This is a genomic window from Saonia sp. (assembly GCF_056326165.1).
In genome coordinates this window covers 1-16,041 of the sequence record NZ_JBWFBN010000005.1, presented here as the reverse complement: position 1 = coordinate 16,041, position 16,041 = coordinate 1, and the positions used below count along the sequence as shown (strand labels likewise).

At 35.1% G+C, this 16,041-nt stretch carries 15 protein-coding genes and 1 pseudogene; 4 read left to right on the top strand and 12 right to left on the bottom strand.

Annotation, left to right across the window (positions count from 1 at the left end; all coding sequences use genetic code 11):
- Positions 1-54 precede the first annotated feature (54 nt).
- The 4 genes from AC000W_RS06085 to AC000W_RS06070 are packed head-to-tail and all read left to right on the top strand — an operon-like array spanning position 55 to position 3,871.
- Positions 55-1,137 carry a diphosphomevalonate decarboxylase gene (locus AC000W_RS06085; RefSeq protein ID WP_474746867.1) on the top strand — a complete coding sequence of 361 codons (1,083 nt, stop codon included), beginning with the start codon at positions 55-57 and terminating at the stop codon, positions 1,135-1,137.
- 2 nt (positions 1,138-1,139) lie between these two features.
- Positions 1,140-2,078, top strand: coding sequence for a mevalonate kinase family protein (locus tag AC000W_RS06080; RefSeq protein ID WP_474746865.1), 939 nt, complete (start codon positions 1,140-1,142; stop codon positions 2,076-2,078).
- 10 nt (positions 2,079-2,088) lie between these two features.
- Positions 2,089-2,994 (top strand): geranylgeranylglycerol-phosphate geranylgeranyltransferase, encoded by a 906-nt coding sequence (locus tag AC000W_RS06075; protein ID WP_474746864.1) that lies wholly within the window; start codon positions 2,089-2,091, stop codon positions 2,992-2,994.
- A gap of 43 nt (positions 2,995-3,037) precedes the next feature.
- Positions 3,038-3,871: a pseudouridine synthase gene (locus AC000W_RS06070; RefSeq protein ID WP_474746862.1), complete on the top strand. Its 834-nt coding sequence runs from the start codon at positions 3,038-3,040 to the stop codon at positions 3,869-3,871.
- Here AC000W_RS06070 and AC000W_RS06065 read toward each other — a convergent pair.
- The 12 genes and pseudogenes from AC000W_RS06065 to proC all read right to left on the bottom strand — a co-directional run.
- Positions 3,864-5,036 carry a histidine decarboxylase gene (locus tag AC000W_RS06065; RefSeq protein WP_474746860.1) on the bottom strand — a complete coding sequence of 391 codons (1,173 nt, stop codon included), beginning with the start codon at positions 5,034-5,036 and terminating at the stop codon, positions 3,864-3,866. The genes AC000W_RS06070 and AC000W_RS06065 overlap by 8 nt on opposite strands.
- Positions 5,037-5,100: 64 nt before the next feature.
- Positions 5,101-5,361, bottom strand: a pseudogene (locus AC000W_RS06060) (endonuclease domain-containing protein); the annotation flags it as partial.
- A 227-nt stretch (positions 5,362-5,588) separates the two neighbouring features.
- Positions 5,589-7,172, bottom strand: coding sequence for a M1 family metallopeptidase (locus AC000W_RS06055; protein WP_474746859.1), 1,584 nt, complete (start codon positions 7,170-7,172; stop codon positions 5,589-5,591).
- A 60-nt stretch (positions 7,173-7,232) separates the two neighbouring features.
- Entirely contained in the window at positions 7,233-8,516 is a 1,284-nt protein-coding gene (gene argH / locus AC000W_RS06050) for an argininosuccinate lyase (protein ID WP_474746858.1), read from the bottom strand.
- A 95-nt stretch (positions 8,517-8,611) separates the two neighbouring features.
- Positions 8,612-9,685 carry a M20 family metallo-hydrolase gene (locus AC000W_RS06045; RefSeq protein WP_474746856.1) on the bottom strand — a complete coding sequence of 358 codons (1,074 nt, stop codon included), beginning with the start codon at positions 9,683-9,685 and terminating at the stop codon, positions 8,612-8,614.
- Positions 9,682-10,461 carry an acetylglutamate kinase gene (gene argB, locus AC000W_RS06040; protein WP_474746855.1) on the bottom strand — a complete coding sequence of 260 codons (780 nt, stop codon included), beginning with the start codon at positions 10,459-10,461 and terminating at the stop codon, positions 9,682-9,684. The genes AC000W_RS06045 and argB overlap by 4 nt, the downstream gene beginning before the upstream one ends.
- A gap of 178 nt (positions 10,462-10,639) precedes the next feature.
- Entirely contained in the window at positions 10,640-11,578 is a 939-nt protein-coding gene (locus AC000W_RS06035; protein ID WP_474746854.1) for an N-acetylornithine carbamoyltransferase, read from the bottom strand.
- Between the two features lies 1 nt (position 11,579).
- The gene (gene proB, locus AC000W_RS06030; RefSeq protein ID WP_474746852.1) at positions 11,580-12,341 is read right to left on the bottom strand and encodes a glutamate 5-kinase; all 762 of its coding nucleotides are present in this window, start codon (positions 12,339-12,341) and stop codon (positions 11,580-11,582) included.
- Positions 12,342-12,371: 30 nt separating this feature from the next.
- A complete protein-coding gene (locus AC000W_RS06025) occupies positions 12,372-12,743 on the bottom strand; it encodes a VOC family protein (protein WP_474746850.1) in 372 nt (123 codons plus the stop codon).
- Between the two features lie 99 nt (positions 12,744-12,842).
- Entirely contained in the window at positions 12,843-14,039 is a 1,197-nt protein-coding gene (locus AC000W_RS06020) for a glutamate-5-semialdehyde dehydrogenase (protein WP_474746849.1), read from the bottom strand.
- Positions 14,036-15,163, bottom strand: a complete 1,128-nt coding sequence (locus AC000W_RS06015; RefSeq protein WP_474746848.1) for an aspartate aminotransferase family protein — start codon at positions 15,161-15,163, stop codon at positions 14,036-14,038. Before AC000W_RS06015 ends, AC000W_RS06020 begins: the two co-directional genes overlap by 4 nt.
- A 132-nt stretch (positions 15,164-15,295) precedes the next feature.
- Positions 15,296-16,041, bottom strand: a 746-nt coding sequence (proC, locus tag AC000W_RS06010; RefSeq protein WP_474746846.1) for a pyrroline-5-carboxylate reductase, incomplete at its 5' end; no start/stop codon positions are given.

The following is a 16,041-nucleotide window of genomic DNA, read 5'->3' as shown; positions in this document are numbered from 1 at the left end:
TGGAAACCTATGAAAAGTTGGTTAAAAACTATCTTTGTTTAAATTTTGTTGCATATGACCCATTCTGACTTTGTCCCTTCCATATATTCACATCAAAAAAATGAGGGAAAAGTAACATGGAAAGCCCCAAGTAATATTGCCTTAGTAAAGTATTGGGGAAAAAGGGATAATCAGATACCCGCCAATCCCTCTATTAGTTTTACGTTGGATGCTTGTGCCACTACCACAACAATTACGTATAAAAAACTTGGAACAAAAACTCCAGAATTTTCATTTGACCTTTTTTTTGAAGGTAAGCCTAAAGAAGATTTTAAACCTAAAATTAAATTGTTTTTTAATAGAATAGAAGAATATTTACCCTTTCTTAAGGAGTATCATTTTACAATTGAAACTTCCAATTCTTTTCCACATAGTAGTGGTATTGCTTCATCTGCAAGTGGTATGGCTGCTTTGGCTCTTTGTTTAATGAGCCTTGAAAAAGAATTGAATCCAGAAATGAATTTAGATTTTTTCAGGCAAAAAGCATCTTTTTTGGCGCGCTTGGGCTCCGGTAGTGCATGTAGAAGTGTGGAAGGTGATTTAATTCTGTGGGGAGAGCACAAGGAAATTAGAGAAAGCTCAGATTTGTTTGCTATAAAGTACCCTTACAAAGTACATTCTGTTTTTAAAAATTATTATGATACCATTTTGTTGGTAGATAAGGGACAAAAACAAGTGAGTAGTACAGTTGGCCATAATCTAATGCACAACCATCCTTTTTCTGAAAAACGATTTAATCAGGCTCATGAGAACCTAAATGCATTAAAATACGTATTAGAGGAAGGGGATTTGGATAAATTCATTGAAATTGTAGAAAGTGAAGCGCTTACATTGCACGCCATGATGATGACCAGTTTGCCTTATTTTATTTTAATGAAACCCAATACGTTGCAAATCATTAATAAAATATGGAAATTTAGAAAGACATCTGGCACCCATGTATGTTTTACATTGGATGCAGGAGCCAATGTTCATGTACTTTATCCAGAAAATGAGAAGGATGCCGTTTTTCAATTCATTAAAGATGAGTTGGTTGTATATTGCGAAGAACAACAGTATATTTGTGACAGAATAGGCTTTGGTGCTAAACAATCATAAGAATGAAAGGACCTTTATTTTACTCTAAAATTTTACTTTTTGGTGAGTATGGTATCATAAAAGATTCCAAGGGACTTTCCATTCCATATAATTTCTTCAAAGGGGCTTTAAAGACCGATGAAAATTTAGAGGGAGAGGCAAAAAAATCCAATGATAGTTTAAAAAGGTTTGTTTCGTATTTGGAAAAAATGCATGGGGAGCAACCAGAATTGGTTTCTTTTGATTTGGGTACTTTAAAAAATGATGTTTCTAACGGAATGTATTTTGACAGTTCTATTCCTCAGGGGTATGGAATAGGTAGTAGTGGTGCTTTGGTAGCAGCTATCTATGATAAATATGCCCAAGATAAAATTACTGTATTAGAAAACCTTACTAGGGGCAAGCTTTTAAAGCTTAAATCCATTTTTGGCAAGATGGAATCTTTCTTTCATGGAAAATCTTCCGGATTAGACCCATTGAATAGCTACTTAAGTTTACCTATCCTCATAAATTCTCAAGATAATATAGAATCTACCAGTCTTCCATCACAAAACCAAGAAGGAAAAGGAGCTGTCTTTTTATTGGATAGCGGTATAACTGGAGAAACAGCACCTATGGTTCAAATCTTTATGGAAAAGATGAAGCAAGAAGGGTTCAGGAGCATGCTTAAGAATCAGTTTATAAAACATACAGATGCTTGTGTGGAGGATTTTATTAATGGGAACGTAAAATCACTTTTTGGAAATTTAAAGCAATTGTCCCATGTGGTGTTTAATAACTTTAAACCTATGATTCCATCTGAATTTCATAAACTTTGGAAGCATGGTATAGATACCAATGAGTACTATCTTAAGCTTTGTGGTTCTGGTGGTGGGGGATATATTTTGGGCTTTACCCAAGATATAGACAAAGCAAAATTGGCATTGGCCGGTCATAAATTGGAAGTGGTTTACAACTTCTAAAAAAATCAACATGTTTAGTAGAAAAAACAAGCTCCTCTTATTTAAGCTGGTGAGCCTGTTTTCTGTGGTCAGGGGTTATAATATCTTAATGATTACCCTTGCCCAGTATCTAGCATCTATTTATATTCTGGCACCGGACAGGCCATTGGGAAAAGTGATTTTTGATTTGAATTTACTTCTTATTGTAACAGCTTCTGCCCTAGTAATTGCTGCTGGTTATATTATCAATAATTTTTATGATGCCGAGAAAGATTTAATCAATAAGCCACGTAAAAGTATGTTGGATAAGTTGGTGAGTCAACGTTTTAAATTAACCACATATTTTATTCTTAATTTTCTTGCTGTTTTTTTGGCAAGTTATATTTCTTTTAGGGCAGTGTTGTTTTTCTCTGCCTACATTTTTGGCATATGGTACTATTCACATAGACTAAAGAAGATTCCGTTTATTGGGAATTTTGTCTCTGCTTTACTGGCAATAGCACCGTTCTTTGCCGTTTTTGTATACTATAAAAATTTTGAAACAGTCATTTTTGTACATGCTATGTTTCTTTTTCTTTTGATTTTAGCTAGGGAAATGATTAAGGATTTAGAAAATATAAAAGGAGATATAGCTCAAAATTATAGAACTATTCCCATAATTTTTGGTGTAAAAGTCTCAAAAGTTTTGATAGGAATATTAATCCTCTTAACCTTGATTCCTGCTCTTCTCCTCATTAATAAATTTGATGTTGGTCATATGTATCTCTATTTTATTGGGAGCATACTTTTACTTCTTTTGTTTTTGGTATTGTTATGGAAATCAGGAAGTAAAAAACATTATGTATGGTTACACAATATTTTAAAGCTCATTATTATCGTTGGGGTATTTAGTATTTTGTTGATTGATATAGATTTGGTTCTCCACCGAATTTTATAAGCAAACCAATATCCTTTACCTACCTTTGCAAAAAAAATAGTTCATGGGCGATAGCGATGATAAAAAAGCTTCTGGGAGACAAAGCGGTAACTTTAGAAAAAAAAGTTTTGCCAGAGGAAATGCACCTATAAAAAAGAGAACAGAGGTTAAACAACCTTCAGATCCAAATTCTATTCGTTTAAATAAGTACGTGGCCAATTCTGGAGTTTGTTCTCGTAGAGATGCTGACATTTATATTGCTGCGGGAAATGTAACAGTAAACGGTAAAGCAGTTACTGAAATGGGCTACAAAGTAAAGTTGAATGATGTTGTTAAGTTTGATGGCCGTCTCTTAAATCCTGAAAAGAAAGAATACATTTTATTGAATAAACCAAAGGATTTTGCAACTACGGCTAAAGATGAAAGGGGTAGAAGAACAGCTGCTCAATTGGTGATGAATGCATCAAAATCTAAATTACTTCCTATTGGGAAGTTGGACAAGGCTTCAACAGGACTCATATTGTTTACTAATGATGGGGAAATGATAACCAGATTGTCCAGACCCAAAAACGGATTACGAAAAATCTATCATGTAGAACTTAATAAGGATATACGCTCAGAGGATTTAAAAAAAATACGGGAAGGAGTTACCATTGATGATAGTTTGGTTAGGGTCGCAGAAATTAGTTATGTAGAAAACTCACCTAAACGAGAAGTGGGGGTAGAACTTTATAGTAGCAGAAATAATATTGTCCGTCATATTTTTACACATTTGGAATATGAAGTTGTTAAGCTTGATCGCGTAGTCTATGCAGGTCTTACTAAAAAAGACCTTCCCCGTGGTCACTGGAGACACCTTACAGAACAAGAAGTGATTAATTTGGGGATGATTAAGTAGTTTTAAGTTCTTTGCAAAACGCATCAATCCTAGATTTGGTTATATGTTGCATTACTACAATATGGGCTATATCACCTTGGGTAGCTAGTTGATATTTGCTAACTAATTCTTGGTTTGGCTTTTTAAAAGTAACAATAATCTGGTTGGGAAAATGGGAAACATTGGGATATTCCATTTCTTTTAATTTTTGGGTAAGGTACTTTGCGTTTTCAATACACTTTTGTCCTTCTTGTTTAAAACCTACCATTCCTTTTTTCTGAAAAATATACCATAGGTTCAATGCCAAAAATCCATTTCTAGAGCCGCTTATTGTAGTGTCTTGGGTTCCTACATAAGGTACCCATTGTTCTCCAAAGGCCTTTTTGTGTAATTCCTTGTTGGTCAAAACAATACCACAGGGATGTATTGCCCCTGGAAACTTATGCCCAGAAATGGCAATGCTTGTCACGCCGTTTTCAAAAAGAATTTCCCTATTCTCCAAAAAGGGATAAATAAACCCCATGAGGGCGGCATCCGCATGGATCATAACATTATTTTGGTCAATCTGGGATTCATCTATGCATTGATTTACTTCTTTTAAATTGTCCATGGCCCCAGTCATGGTGGTGCCAATGTTGAGGTTTATGATTAGCGCAAAGGGTTCTTTCTCATTGAATTTTATTTGCTCCAATTTAGCTTTCAAATCAGAATAATCCATCTCACCAGAAATTTGGGATTCAATTTTCATGCGCTCAAGCCCCAAGAGATATCCATTTTTTGGAATTGAGTAGTGACTGGATTCAGAATATAAAAAAATTGGCTTCTTGTTTTGGGCTACAAAATACTCCCGACCTGTATATATACCATAAAGATTTCCTTCTGTACCACCACTAGTAATGTACCCCCAATAGTTATTTTTTATTCCATATAATTCGGCCACAAAGTCCAGAGCCTCCTGTTCAAATTCTTTGGTGTGCATTTTGGCATTGCCGTGAATCCATGGATCTCCAGCATTATTTAAGTGCAATTTTGCCAAACTACTGATGCCCAATATGGATAAATCATTATTTTCTGGCACTTCTGGGTACCCAAAATAGGTGGTGGAATTCTTTATTTGTTCTGCTAAAAAATAGGAAAGCCTAATCTCGGCTTCAGCCAAACGCTCAATATCTTCGGATTCGTTCATTTCTGTCAATAAATACAACAGAAAGATACTCTTTTTGGTAAAAATATAACAAATCTAATTTTTATCATTTAAAATTATCTTGAATTCCTTTAAGGACAGAGGGGAGGTTATCAAAGACCATTTTGTTTTCAAATCGGATGATGATATATCCCAATTCCTCTAAGAATTCAGTTCTTCTCTGATTATTTTCTTGTGAAATTGGGTTGTTGTGAATTTCTCCATTCAGTTCTACTATCAACCTTTCCGAAGCACAATAAAAATCAACAATGTAATTTCCAATACTGTGTTGTCTTCTGAATTTCCTTCCGTCAAATTTTTTATTTTGAAGATGTTTCCATAAAAATGCTTCGGCGGGAGTGAGATTTTGTCTTAAATCTTTTCTGAAACTTTTTTAATTCTGGTTTATTATGTTTTTTCATTCTCTTTTAAAATTCCTTCCCTTGATTAAGGGAAGGTGGATTTCGACTTAAAGTCGAAATACGGAAGGGGTTTTCTATCCTTTCCGTCAATGCTATGTCTTGACACCTTTCCCTGTCCAAGGGAAAGGAGTAATCATTCTTTTTCTTCAAACAATAGCCAAAGGTTAGGGTCTAAGACAACCTCTTTTGGCTGGTTTTTTACTTCAATTTCAAAAGTTTCAGAACTTTTGGTTACTTCTAGTGTTTCAATTTTTACATTTTCTCCAGTACTGATTCTTATATCTAATGGAAATCTAAAGAGATGGTGGTCTTGGAGTTGGTTAATAGTAACTTTTAGCCTACCCTTTCTATAGCTCCAATCCCAAGCTAACTCAGGATATCCTTTGGTAAATATCCATTGTTCAAAGAAATTTTCTAAATCTTCTCCCGAGACCTTTTCCATGGTTTTTTGAAAATCGGAAGTCATGGCATTGGAATTTCGGAAGGCTTTGTAATAGGCCCTAATTCCTTGCCAAAAAACATCATCACCCAATTTATGACGGAGCATATTTAGTACCCAGCCTCCTTTTTGGTAGGAGTTGGTACTTAGTACCCTCATGGGGTCTGTAATTGTAGGGTCTACAATTGGAGCTGGTTTTTTCTTATAATAAGCAATAATCTGTTTTCTGTCCAAGGCCAATTCTTCCTTACGTTTATCATCTCCATACACACTTTCTTGATATAAAATTGCGAAATAGGTCGCAAAACCTTCACTGAGCCAAACATGGTTCCAATCATTTTCACTGGCGGAATTACCGAACCATTGGTGGGCAATTTCATGTGCAATTAAACCTTCTACTTCATTTTTTCCATTTACTGAATTTTCGAAATAAGCTATGGTTCCAGCATTTTCTAGTCCGCCCCATTGGGTTTTGGCCTGCATGTTAGCAAGTTTGGTGTAAGAATAAGGGCCAATGTTATCAATAAAATATTTCAGCACTTTGGTAGCTACACCATAATCTGAAAAGCCATTTAAACGATTTTCGGGATATACCCAAGCAGTTACAGGAATATCATATATTTCATCGAGCAGTTTACTCGCAAATTTGGTTACACCAATCGTGACCACTTTCATGGCAACTGGAGCAGGCTCTTTGTATGTGGTCAATTTTAAACCGTCACCTAAATTACTTTCTTCTATTTTTTCACCTGTGGCGACCACATCATAGTGGTCGGGTGCAGTAATTCTAAATTCAATTGCCGCCTTATCATAGGGATGGTCCACTGAGGGTAGCCAGTGACGAGCTAAATTGGGCCAATTGTCACCAAAGAAAGAACGTTGACCAAATTTTGTAGTATCTATGACCAAGCCTCTTTCTGCCACTCCACTATACTCAATTTTATAGCTTCTGGTTTTTTTGTTTGATAAAGAGGGCACTATTTTGATTTTGTTTTGTTCGTATGTGTAGCTTGCCAAGCTATCACCTTCATAAACGTTGGCCACCGTCATGCCATATTCGCCATTTTTGCCTATTAAATCTAACGCAAATTCCCCAATATCTTTTCTAAAATCCACTGTAATTATGGCCTCCCCCTTTATTTGATTATTCTCGTCATTTAATGAAAGACTGAAAATATACTCTTGAACATCAGCAGAGATATTCCGTTGGTATAAGTCTTGGGAATTAGTTGAGAGTGTGCCTAAAAAAATTAGTATAAACAATTGAATCTTTTTCATAAAGGGAATTTATGAAGACTAAGATAGGAAAGAATAAAATTTATTGGGAAAGAGTAAGTGCTATTTTATAGCCTGTTCCATCTTCCCCCTAATCTCTTCCAAACACAAATTACCCAGACTGCCTTCATGGGTGTGTTTAATGTCCTTTTTCGGAGTAAATGTACCTTCGTTTATTTCCATTCCCATTTTCTTGTAAGCATCTCTAAAGGGCATGCCTCCAAGTACTAATTCATTTAGGGTATCTACACTGAATAGGTAATCGTATTTTGGGTCTTCCAATATTTTTTTACTAACCTTAACTTCTTTTAAACTGAAAGTCATCATTTCTAAACAAGCTTTCATTTCTTGAAGCGCAGGTACAATGACTTCTTTTACCAATTGCAAATCTCTATGGTATCCGCTTGGAAGATTATTGGTCATTAATGTTAATTGATTGGGCACTGCCTGAATCTTGTTGCATTTAGCTCTTATGAGTTCAAAAACATCTGGGTTTTTTTTGTGAGGCATTATACTACTCCCAGTTGTTAACTCATCGGGAAAGGTGATAAAATCAAAATTCTGACTCATATATAAACAAATATCCATTGCTAATTTAGATAGTGTCGCGGCAATACTTCCAATACCAAAGGCAGTGGCTTTTTCAGCTTTACCTCTACTCATTTGAGCAGCAACCACATTGTACTTCAAGGTTTCAAAACCCATCTCTTGGGTTGTGAATGTTCTGTCTACTGGGAAGGAGCTTCCGTAACCTGCAGCACTACCCAAAGGATTCTGGTCAGCTACTTTGTAGGCTGCATTTATAAAATATAAATCGTCTATTAAACTCTCAGCATAGGCAGAAAACCACAATCCAAAAGAAGAAGGCATGGCTATTTGCAAATGCGTGTACCCAGGAAGTAAAACACCTTTGTAAGTGTCTGCTAATTTCATGAGCAAATCGAACAGTTCTTTAGTCTGACTTTTAATCTCTGAAAGCTCTTCTTTTAAATACAAGTGCATAGCGACTAAAACTTGATCGTTCCTAGATCGTGCCATGTGTATTTTCTTTCCAGTATCTCCGAGTTTTTCTATGAGTAGAAATTCAATTTTGGAGTGCATATCCTCAAATGAATCCTCAATAATAAAAGTGCCTTCTTCAATAGTTTTTCCAATAACCTTTAATTCTTTTACTAAAGCATCAGCTTCATCTGCAGTTAAAAGGCCAACTTTACCCAACATTTTGGCATGCGCTGTTGATGCAATAACATCATATTTTGCCAAAAGCAAATCTAGTTCTCTGTCATTGCCAACGGTAAAATGGTCTATTTTTTTATCGGTACTGAATCCTTTATCCCAGAGTTTCATTTTTTATTCTTTTTGTGTCATTTTATGAAGACATGAACTTAGTTGGTAGTTCTCGACTCCGCTCGAACGGACATTATTTTAATTTTTTAAACAATTTATTTTAAAATAAACCCAGATATAATTTTAATATAAAGGTCAATTCCTTCCTCAATTTCATGCACATAAATATATTCATCTGCTGAATGTGACCGTGTACTATCTCCTGGCCCTAATTTTAAGCTTTGACAAGTCAAAGCTGCTTGGTCAGATAGGGTAGGAGAACCGTATGTTTCCCTTCCCAAAGCTATTCCGCTTTTTACAAGTGGATGATTCTTATCTATTTTGGATGAATTGAGTTTAAGACCGCGCTCTTGTATTTTGCACGGCGCTTCTTTCTTTAATAAATCAGCAATTTCTTTGTTGGTATAACGGTCATTAACACGTACATCAATCACTAAATCTACTTGCGAAGGAACTACATTGTGCTGACTTCCTGCTTTAATTTGAGTAACTGTAAGTTTAACATCACCCAAAGCCTCAGAAGATTTTTCGAACGTATAATTCTTAAACCATTCTAGTACTTCAATTGTATTGTAAATGGAATTATTATCATTTGGATGCGCTGCATGCGATGGTGTTCCCTCAACTACAGCATCAAAAACGACCAAGCCTTTTTCAGCAATTGCCAATTGCATCAAGGTAGGTTCACCAACAATAGCAACATCAATTTTAGGTAAACTTGGCAACAATCCTCTAAGGCTATTTTCTCCGGCATTTTCCTCTTCTGCTGAAGCAACCATAAGAATATTGTGATTCAAATTTTCTTTCGCATAAAAATGCACAAATGTTGCTAAAAGTGAAACTAAGGGGCCGCCAGCATCGTTACTTCCAAGGCCAAAAAGTTTCCCATCTTCCACATGAGGATGAAAAGGGTCTTTGGTATATGCCTGATTCGGTTTTACGGTATCGTGGTGCGAGTTTAACAACAATGTGGGCTTGGCATCATTCCAATGTTTATTCTTTGCGTAGACGTTGTTATTGTCTCTTGTAAATGAAATGTCGTGCGCTGTAAAATAGTTTTCTATAGTTTCAGCAGTTTTATCTTCTTCTTTTGAAAAAGAAGGAATGGAAATCAGTTTTTTTAGAAGCTCAATCGCCTCTTTGGTTAATATATCTTGGTTGAGACTCATAAGGTTAACGTTGTAAATAGGGTTGATTCGAAATCGAGCATGGAAACATCACCAATACACACTTTTTGCACTTTGTTATTCAAGGCATGAAAGCAATTGTGCATTTTAGGAAGCATTCCGTCTGCTATTATTTTTTGGTCTAATAATTCTTGATAGGTTTCAGAATTGATGTGCTTTACTACAGAATTATCATTTTCAACATTCATTAAAACTCCTTTTTTTTCAAAACAATAATATAGGGTTGTTTCATAAGTATCGCTCATGCCAATTGCAATTTCGGAAGCAATGGTGTCCGCATTAGTGTTTAATAATTGTCCGTTACCATCGTGAGACATGGCACAGAAAACAGGAACTAAATCAGCTTCTATTAATTTAGAAATAGTATGTTGATTAATAACATCAATATCACCTACAAAGCCAAAGTCAATCTCCTTAATAGGTCTTTTGTGTGCTTGAATACTATTCCCATCTGCACCAGATAATCCTATAGCATTACAATTTTGAGCCTGTAATTGAGCAACAATATTTTTGTTGGCTAAACCGCCATAGACCATAGTAATGAGCTCTAAACTTTGAGCATCGGTAATTCTTCTACCATTTACCAATTTGGATGCTATGCCCAATTTCTTACCCAATTCGGTTGCTAATTTGCCACCACCATGCACCAAAATTTTTAATCCTTCAATTTTTGAAAAGGCCAAAATGAAGGCAGCAAGAGCTTCTTTGTTTTCGATAACATTACCGCCAATTTTTATGATAGATAGCTTTTGTTTCATTTCTTTTTTCTCAAGTCTTTAATTGAAACCCACATAGCGATTATCATTAAAATATTAGAAAATGGGTTTAATAATGATTTCATGGTTAAATTATCGAAATCTAATTCCAAAATATTGATAATGAATAAAATAACGAATGCAATAATTAAAATACAAGCAAACTTTTCTTTATTCATGACTATAGTTTTTCAAGTATCTTCTTCAACACAGTTTGTGCCGAATAAGTTCTATTATTAGCCTGCTCTATCACAATAGATTGGTCACTATCTATAACTTCATCAGCTACAACTACATTTCTTCTTACAGGTAAACAGTGCATAAATTTAGCACTTCCCAATTTTTCTTTTGTAATGGTCCAGCTTTTATCTTCACTTATAACTTTTCCATAATCTGTATAACTGCTCCAATTTTTTACATAGATAAAATCAGCATCCTTAAAGGCCTTGTTCTGGTCGTACTCAATTTTAGAATCTTTGGTTATGTTTTTATCTAACTCATAACCCTTTGGATGTGTAATTACAAAATCGGCATCTTGCAATTGCATCATCTGAACAAAAGAATTGGCTACGGCATGTGGTAAGGCTCTTGGATGCGGTGCCCAAGACAATACCACTTTAGGCTTCTTTTTTATATTGGCTTCATTCAATGTAATAGCATCTGCCAGAGCTTGTAGCGGGTGCCCAATTGAGCTTTCCATATTTACAATGGGTACGTTAGCATATTTGGTGAAGGCCGTTAAAACCTCTTCAGATTCATCTTTTTCTTTGTCTTGTAAGGAAGCAAATGCTCTTATGGCAATAATGTCTGCATATTGAGAAACTACTTGTGCCGCCTCTTTTACATGTTCTGCCTTTCCTTGGTCCATTATGGTTCCATCTTCATATTCTAATGCCCATCCTTCGCCACCAAAATTCATAACAATAACATCCATCCCAAGATTAATGGCTGCTTTTTGAGTGCTCAATCTGGTTCTAAGACTGTTGTTAAAGAATAAAAGACATATGGTTTTACCTTTCCCCAATGATTTATATTGGGTTGGGTCGGATTTTAAATCTCTAGCTTCTTTTACCCAATCGGATAAATTATCAATATCGTTGACTGACAAATAATGCTTCATATTATTTGATTTTAGTGTATTTGCTTGTTTCATCAATAGCGCTGATGATAAAATTGTCTTTGAGTCCGTTTACAATCCAAGTCTCAATATTGGATTCTTTTGCTATGGTAACAGCATCTATTTTAGATTGCATACCACCAGTACCGTGACTCGATTTTTTCTCACTGACTTCAGCAGTTAAGTCTGAAATGTTAGAAACCAATGAAATTGTCTCTGGACTATTATTTTCTAAAGATGTTTTGGTATAGATGCCATCTGTGTTGGTGGCTATAACTAATAAATCTACTTCTAACAGTGAAGCCGTTAAAGCGGCCAGTTTATCATTGTCGCCAAACTTAATCTCATCCGTGGCAACGGTATCGTTTTCATTGATGATGGGAATAAAATTGTTTTTCACTAGCACATCAATCGTATTTTTTATATTCTCTTTAGATGCAGGTTTTTCAAAATCGGAATATGATAATAAACACTGCGAAGTAAATAGCCCAAGTTCTCTAAAACTTTCTTGAAACATTCGCATTAAATGTGGTTGTCCAATAGCCGCTAGCGCTTGTTTTACATTAATCTCCTGTCCGTTATGTTCTAGTTTAACAAATTGTTTGGCAGCAGCAATGGCGCCAGAGCTCACAATAACAAATTCATATTTGTCAGTTAGAGCGGCTATTTGCCTGCCAATATCCTCAATCTTACCTCTGGAAATGTGGTCCGTTTCCTTGGTTAAGGTATTGGTTCCTATTTTTAATAAAATGCGTTTTTTGCTCATAACCTTATCATTCCTGCGAAGGCAGGAATTTTATTGTTCGTTAAATTCACCAAAATGCCAAAGTATTCCAGAGGGGTCGTGCATAAATAATTCTCTTCCCCAAGTTTGATTCACTATTTCTGAAACTCTTACATTTTTATAGTGGTTTTGTAATTTTTTTTCAAAAAGTTCTTTTTTGAACTCATCTAAATCGTCCATTTCTAAAAAGAGCATGGAATTATTTACCCAATCTTTAACATAGGCGTCTTGCAAGTAAAAACCCAAAGATTCATGGACTTTAAAATAACTCATTTTGGCATCAATCTTTATTTCTTCAAAACCAAGGTCATTGTAAAAATTCCTTGAGATTTTAAAGTCTTTTGCTCCTATGAATGCTCGTATTGATTTTGACTTAAACTTCATACTGTTTTTCTATAATTTAGGTCTTAATTTTACTTCCCAAATCTCTCGACTCCGCTCGAGGAGACAATTTTAACACCCCTCCTTTGTATTAGATTTGGACTATCTTATTTGTCCATTTCCATGAACATACCATTTATTTGTTACCAAATGTTGTAAGCCCATAGGACCGCGTTGGTGTAATTTATCTGTACTTATTGCTAATTCTCCACCCAGTCCAAATTGAAAACCATCTGTAAAGCGGGTTGATGCATTTTGGTACACCGCTGCCGAATCCACCGAATTCATAAAGCTAGCTGCAACATCATCATTTTTGGTAATGATTACTGCTGAATGTCCACCACCATATTTGTTTATCATTTTTACAGCTTCATCTACGTCATCAACTTGACCAATAACTATTTTATAATCCAGAAATTCCTCGTACCAAGTCTTCTCTTCTGTAAGTTCCGAAACTCCATCTACAGCACTAAAATTACTATCAGTTAGAATTTCAACATCATGTTCTTTTAATTTTGAAATCAGTCTAGTGACAAAAGCTTCTTTTTCAGGAAAATCTTTGTCAATCAAAACCTTATCTAAGGCATTACACGCTGATATTTTTGCAGTTTTTGCATTGATAATAATGTCTAAAGCCATTTCTGCATCAGCATTTTTATCAACAAACAAAAAGTTATTACCACGACCACTAACAATTACAGGGCAGGTAGCATGCTGTTTTACAAAAGCAATTAATCGCTCTCCACCACGTGGTACAATTAAATCTAACTTCTGAGTTGGGTTTTCTAAGAAAGCCTGTGTCTTTGTTCGGTTGTACTGTAAGTACGTAACCCATTCTGTGCTAGCACCATTTTCCTGTAATGCTTTATGCCATAAATCTACCAAAACGAGATTACTCTGTACAGATTCTTTGCCGCCTTTGAGCAGTATTTTATTACCAGATTTAAATGCAATACCAGCAGCTTCAATAGTTACATCCGGTCTAGATTCATAAATAATTAAAATGGTGCCAAATGGAGCTGTTTTATTACTAATTTCCATTCCATTCTCATGGAGAAAATTGAATTTTTCAATCCCTAATGGGTCTACCAAAGCAGCCAGTTGGTCTAGAGAATCTATCATCCCAGTAATTTTGCCATCATCCACTTTTAAACGGTCTCTCATGGCTATGTCACTACCATCATAGTTATCCATGTCCTTTTTGTTGGCTTCTAGAATGCTTGATTGCTCTTCTTTCACCAATCTGGACATGGTTTTAAGAACAGCATTTCTTGTCTGTATGTCTAAATAGATACTCACTGTAATTCTACTTTTAAAGCATCAAAAAATAAATCGATGTCGTGTTGGGTAATATTCAATGGTGGAAGAATTCTTAATAAATGCTTGTTTTTGGCTCCGCCCGTAAATATTCCTTGATTAAAAATCAAGTTTTTTCTTAGCTCCCCTACTTCAAAATCGAATTCCAAACCAAGCATTAGCCCTTTTCCTTTAATAGTTTTTACTTGTGGAATGGCTATTGCCTTCGCCTTAAAATAATCATACAAACTTGCTGCATTTTTAATCAATTTTTCTTTTTTCATCACTTCTAAAACAGCTAATGAAGCAGCACATGCCAAATGGTTACCGCCAAAAGTAGTTCCTAAAACTCCATAGGAAGCTTTAATGTCTTCATGTATCAAAACACCACCAACAGGGAAACCGTTACCCATTCCTTTGGCAATGGTAATAATATCAGGCTTTATTGCATGATGTTGAAAAGCAAAAAACTTTCCGCTTCTACCATACCCACATTGAATTTCGTCAGCTATCAATAACACACCATTTTCTTTACATAACTTTGCAATGTCTTTAAAGAATTCGGTCGATGGTTGTCCTAGACCTCCAATACCTTGAATGGCTTCTAAAATAACCGCACAAACATCTCCTTTTTCAATTTCTGTTTTAAAACCCTTAAAGTCTTCAAACGTCAAAAAAGTAACTTTTTGTTGTTTGTTAATTGGAGCATTTATTTTTTCATTGTCTGTTGCAGCAACAGCAGCGGATGTTCTACCATGAAAACTGTTGGCAAACGAAATAACTCTGGATTTTCCTGTTTGAAACGATGCCAATTTTAAAGCATTTTCGTTGGCTTCTGCTCCAGAATTGCATAGAAACAAGTTGTAATCTTTACAGCCTGAAACTTTTCCTAATTTGGTTGCTAATTCGTGTTGTTTGGGATTTTTAATATAGTTGCTATAAAACCCAATATTATCTATTTGTTCCTTTATTTTTTTTAAATAATGAGGATGCGAATGCCCAATGGAAATAACTCCATGACCACCGTAAAAATCTATATATTCTTTTCCTTTATCATCTGTAACAATATTTCCTTTAGCGGAAACTGGTGTTACATCGTATAGCGGATAAACGTCAAACATTTTCATAATTTTTTTCTTTCTGATGTCATTTCTACCTCAAGAATTCAGGGAAGAACTCTATGAGATATCTCGTTTCACTCGATATGACAGCATAGTTATATTTAACTTTGTACTGATAACTTAATACTTCGTACTGTTTTAACCTTTTTTTATGTCACTAATTTTTTCAAATGAAGTCACAATTCCTTGAATTAAAGAAGAACTTAGGCCTTGGTGTTCCATTTCATTCAATCCTTCTATGGTACAGCCTTTAGGTGTTGTTACTTTATCTATTTCTTCTTCTGGATGACTCCCAGATTCTATTAATAAACTTGCTGCACCACTACAAGTGTGCATTGCCAATTCTTGTGCTTCTTTAGCATCAAAACCCAGTTGTATTGCTCCTTGTGTTGTAGCGCGTATTAAACGCATCCAAAATGCTGTTCCACTGGCACAAATAACTGTGGCAGCCTGCATTTGCTCTTCAGGGATAATCATAGAATGTCCCATACGGTCAAAAATGGCTTTAGCCAGTTCAACTTTCTTATTGCCTTTTTCATTACTACAAATACAAGTCATGGATTTACCAACAGATATAGCAGTATTGGGCATGCTACGAATAATATATTTATCTCTACCTATAATTGATTCTATTTTGGCTAGCGAGAAACCAAGAATGGTAGAGATAATTACATGTTTGTCATTCAACAAACCTTTAATTTCTCCTAAAATATTTTCAAGATGACCAGGTTGTACAGCAAAAATTATAATATCAGAATTTTTAACTGCTTCTTTATTGTCAGTTGTTACCGTGACATTACCGTATTTCTCAAAATCTTTAATATCAGCCGTATTCCTTTTGGTTAGGTACATGGTTGTTGCTCCATTGGAATGTAAGATTCCTT

Bases quoted from the DNA above. Each gene is read 5' to 3' on its own strand.
- AC000W_RS06085 (WP_474746867.1), top strand. From the start codon at position 55: ATGACCCATTCTGACTTTGTCCCTTCCATATATTCACATCAAAAAAAT.
- AC000W_RS06080 (WP_474746865.1), top strand. From the start codon at position 1,140: ATGAAAGGACCTTTATTTTACTCTAAAATTTTACTTTTTGGTGAGTAT.
- AC000W_RS06075 (WP_474746864.1), top strand. From the start codon at position 2,089: ATGTTTAGTAGAAAAAACAAGCTCCTCTTATTTAAGCTGGTGAGCCTG.
- AC000W_RS06070 (WP_474746862.1), top strand. From the start codon at position 3,038: ATGGGCGATAGCGATGATAAAAAAGCTTCTGGGAGACAAAGCGGTAAC.
- AC000W_RS06065 (WP_474746860.1), bottom strand. From the start codon at position 5,036: ATGAACGAATCCGAAGATATTGAGCGTTTGGCTGAAGCCGAGATTAGG.
- AC000W_RS06055 (WP_474746859.1), bottom strand. From the start codon at position 7,172: ATGAAAAAGATTCAATTGTTTATACTAATTTTTTTAGGCACACTCTCA.
- argH (WP_474746858.1), bottom strand. From the start codon at position 8,516: ATGAAACTCTGGGATAAAGGATTCAGTACCGATAAAAAAATAGACCAT.
- AC000W_RS06045 (WP_474746856.1), bottom strand. From the start codon at position 9,685: ATGAGTCTCAACCAAGATATATTAACCAAAGAGGCGATTGAGCTTCTA.
- argB (WP_474746855.1), bottom strand. From the start codon at position 10,461: ATGAAACAAAAGCTATCTATCATAAAAATTGGCGGTAATGTTATCGAA.
- AC000W_RS06035 (WP_474746854.1), bottom strand. From the start codon at position 11,578: ATGAAGCATTATTTGTCAGTCAACGATATTGATAATTTATCCGATTGG.
- proB (WP_474746852.1), bottom strand. From the start codon at position 12,341: ATGAGCAAAAAACGCATTTTATTAAAAATAGGAACCAATACCTTAACC.
- AC000W_RS06025 (WP_474746850.1), bottom strand. From the start codon at position 12,743: ATGAAGTTTAAGTCAAAATCAATACGAGCATTCATAGGAGCAAAAGAC.
- AC000W_RS06015 (WP_474746848.1), bottom strand. From the start codon at position 15,163: ATGAAAATGTTTGACGTTTATCCGCTATACGATGTAACACCAGTTTCC.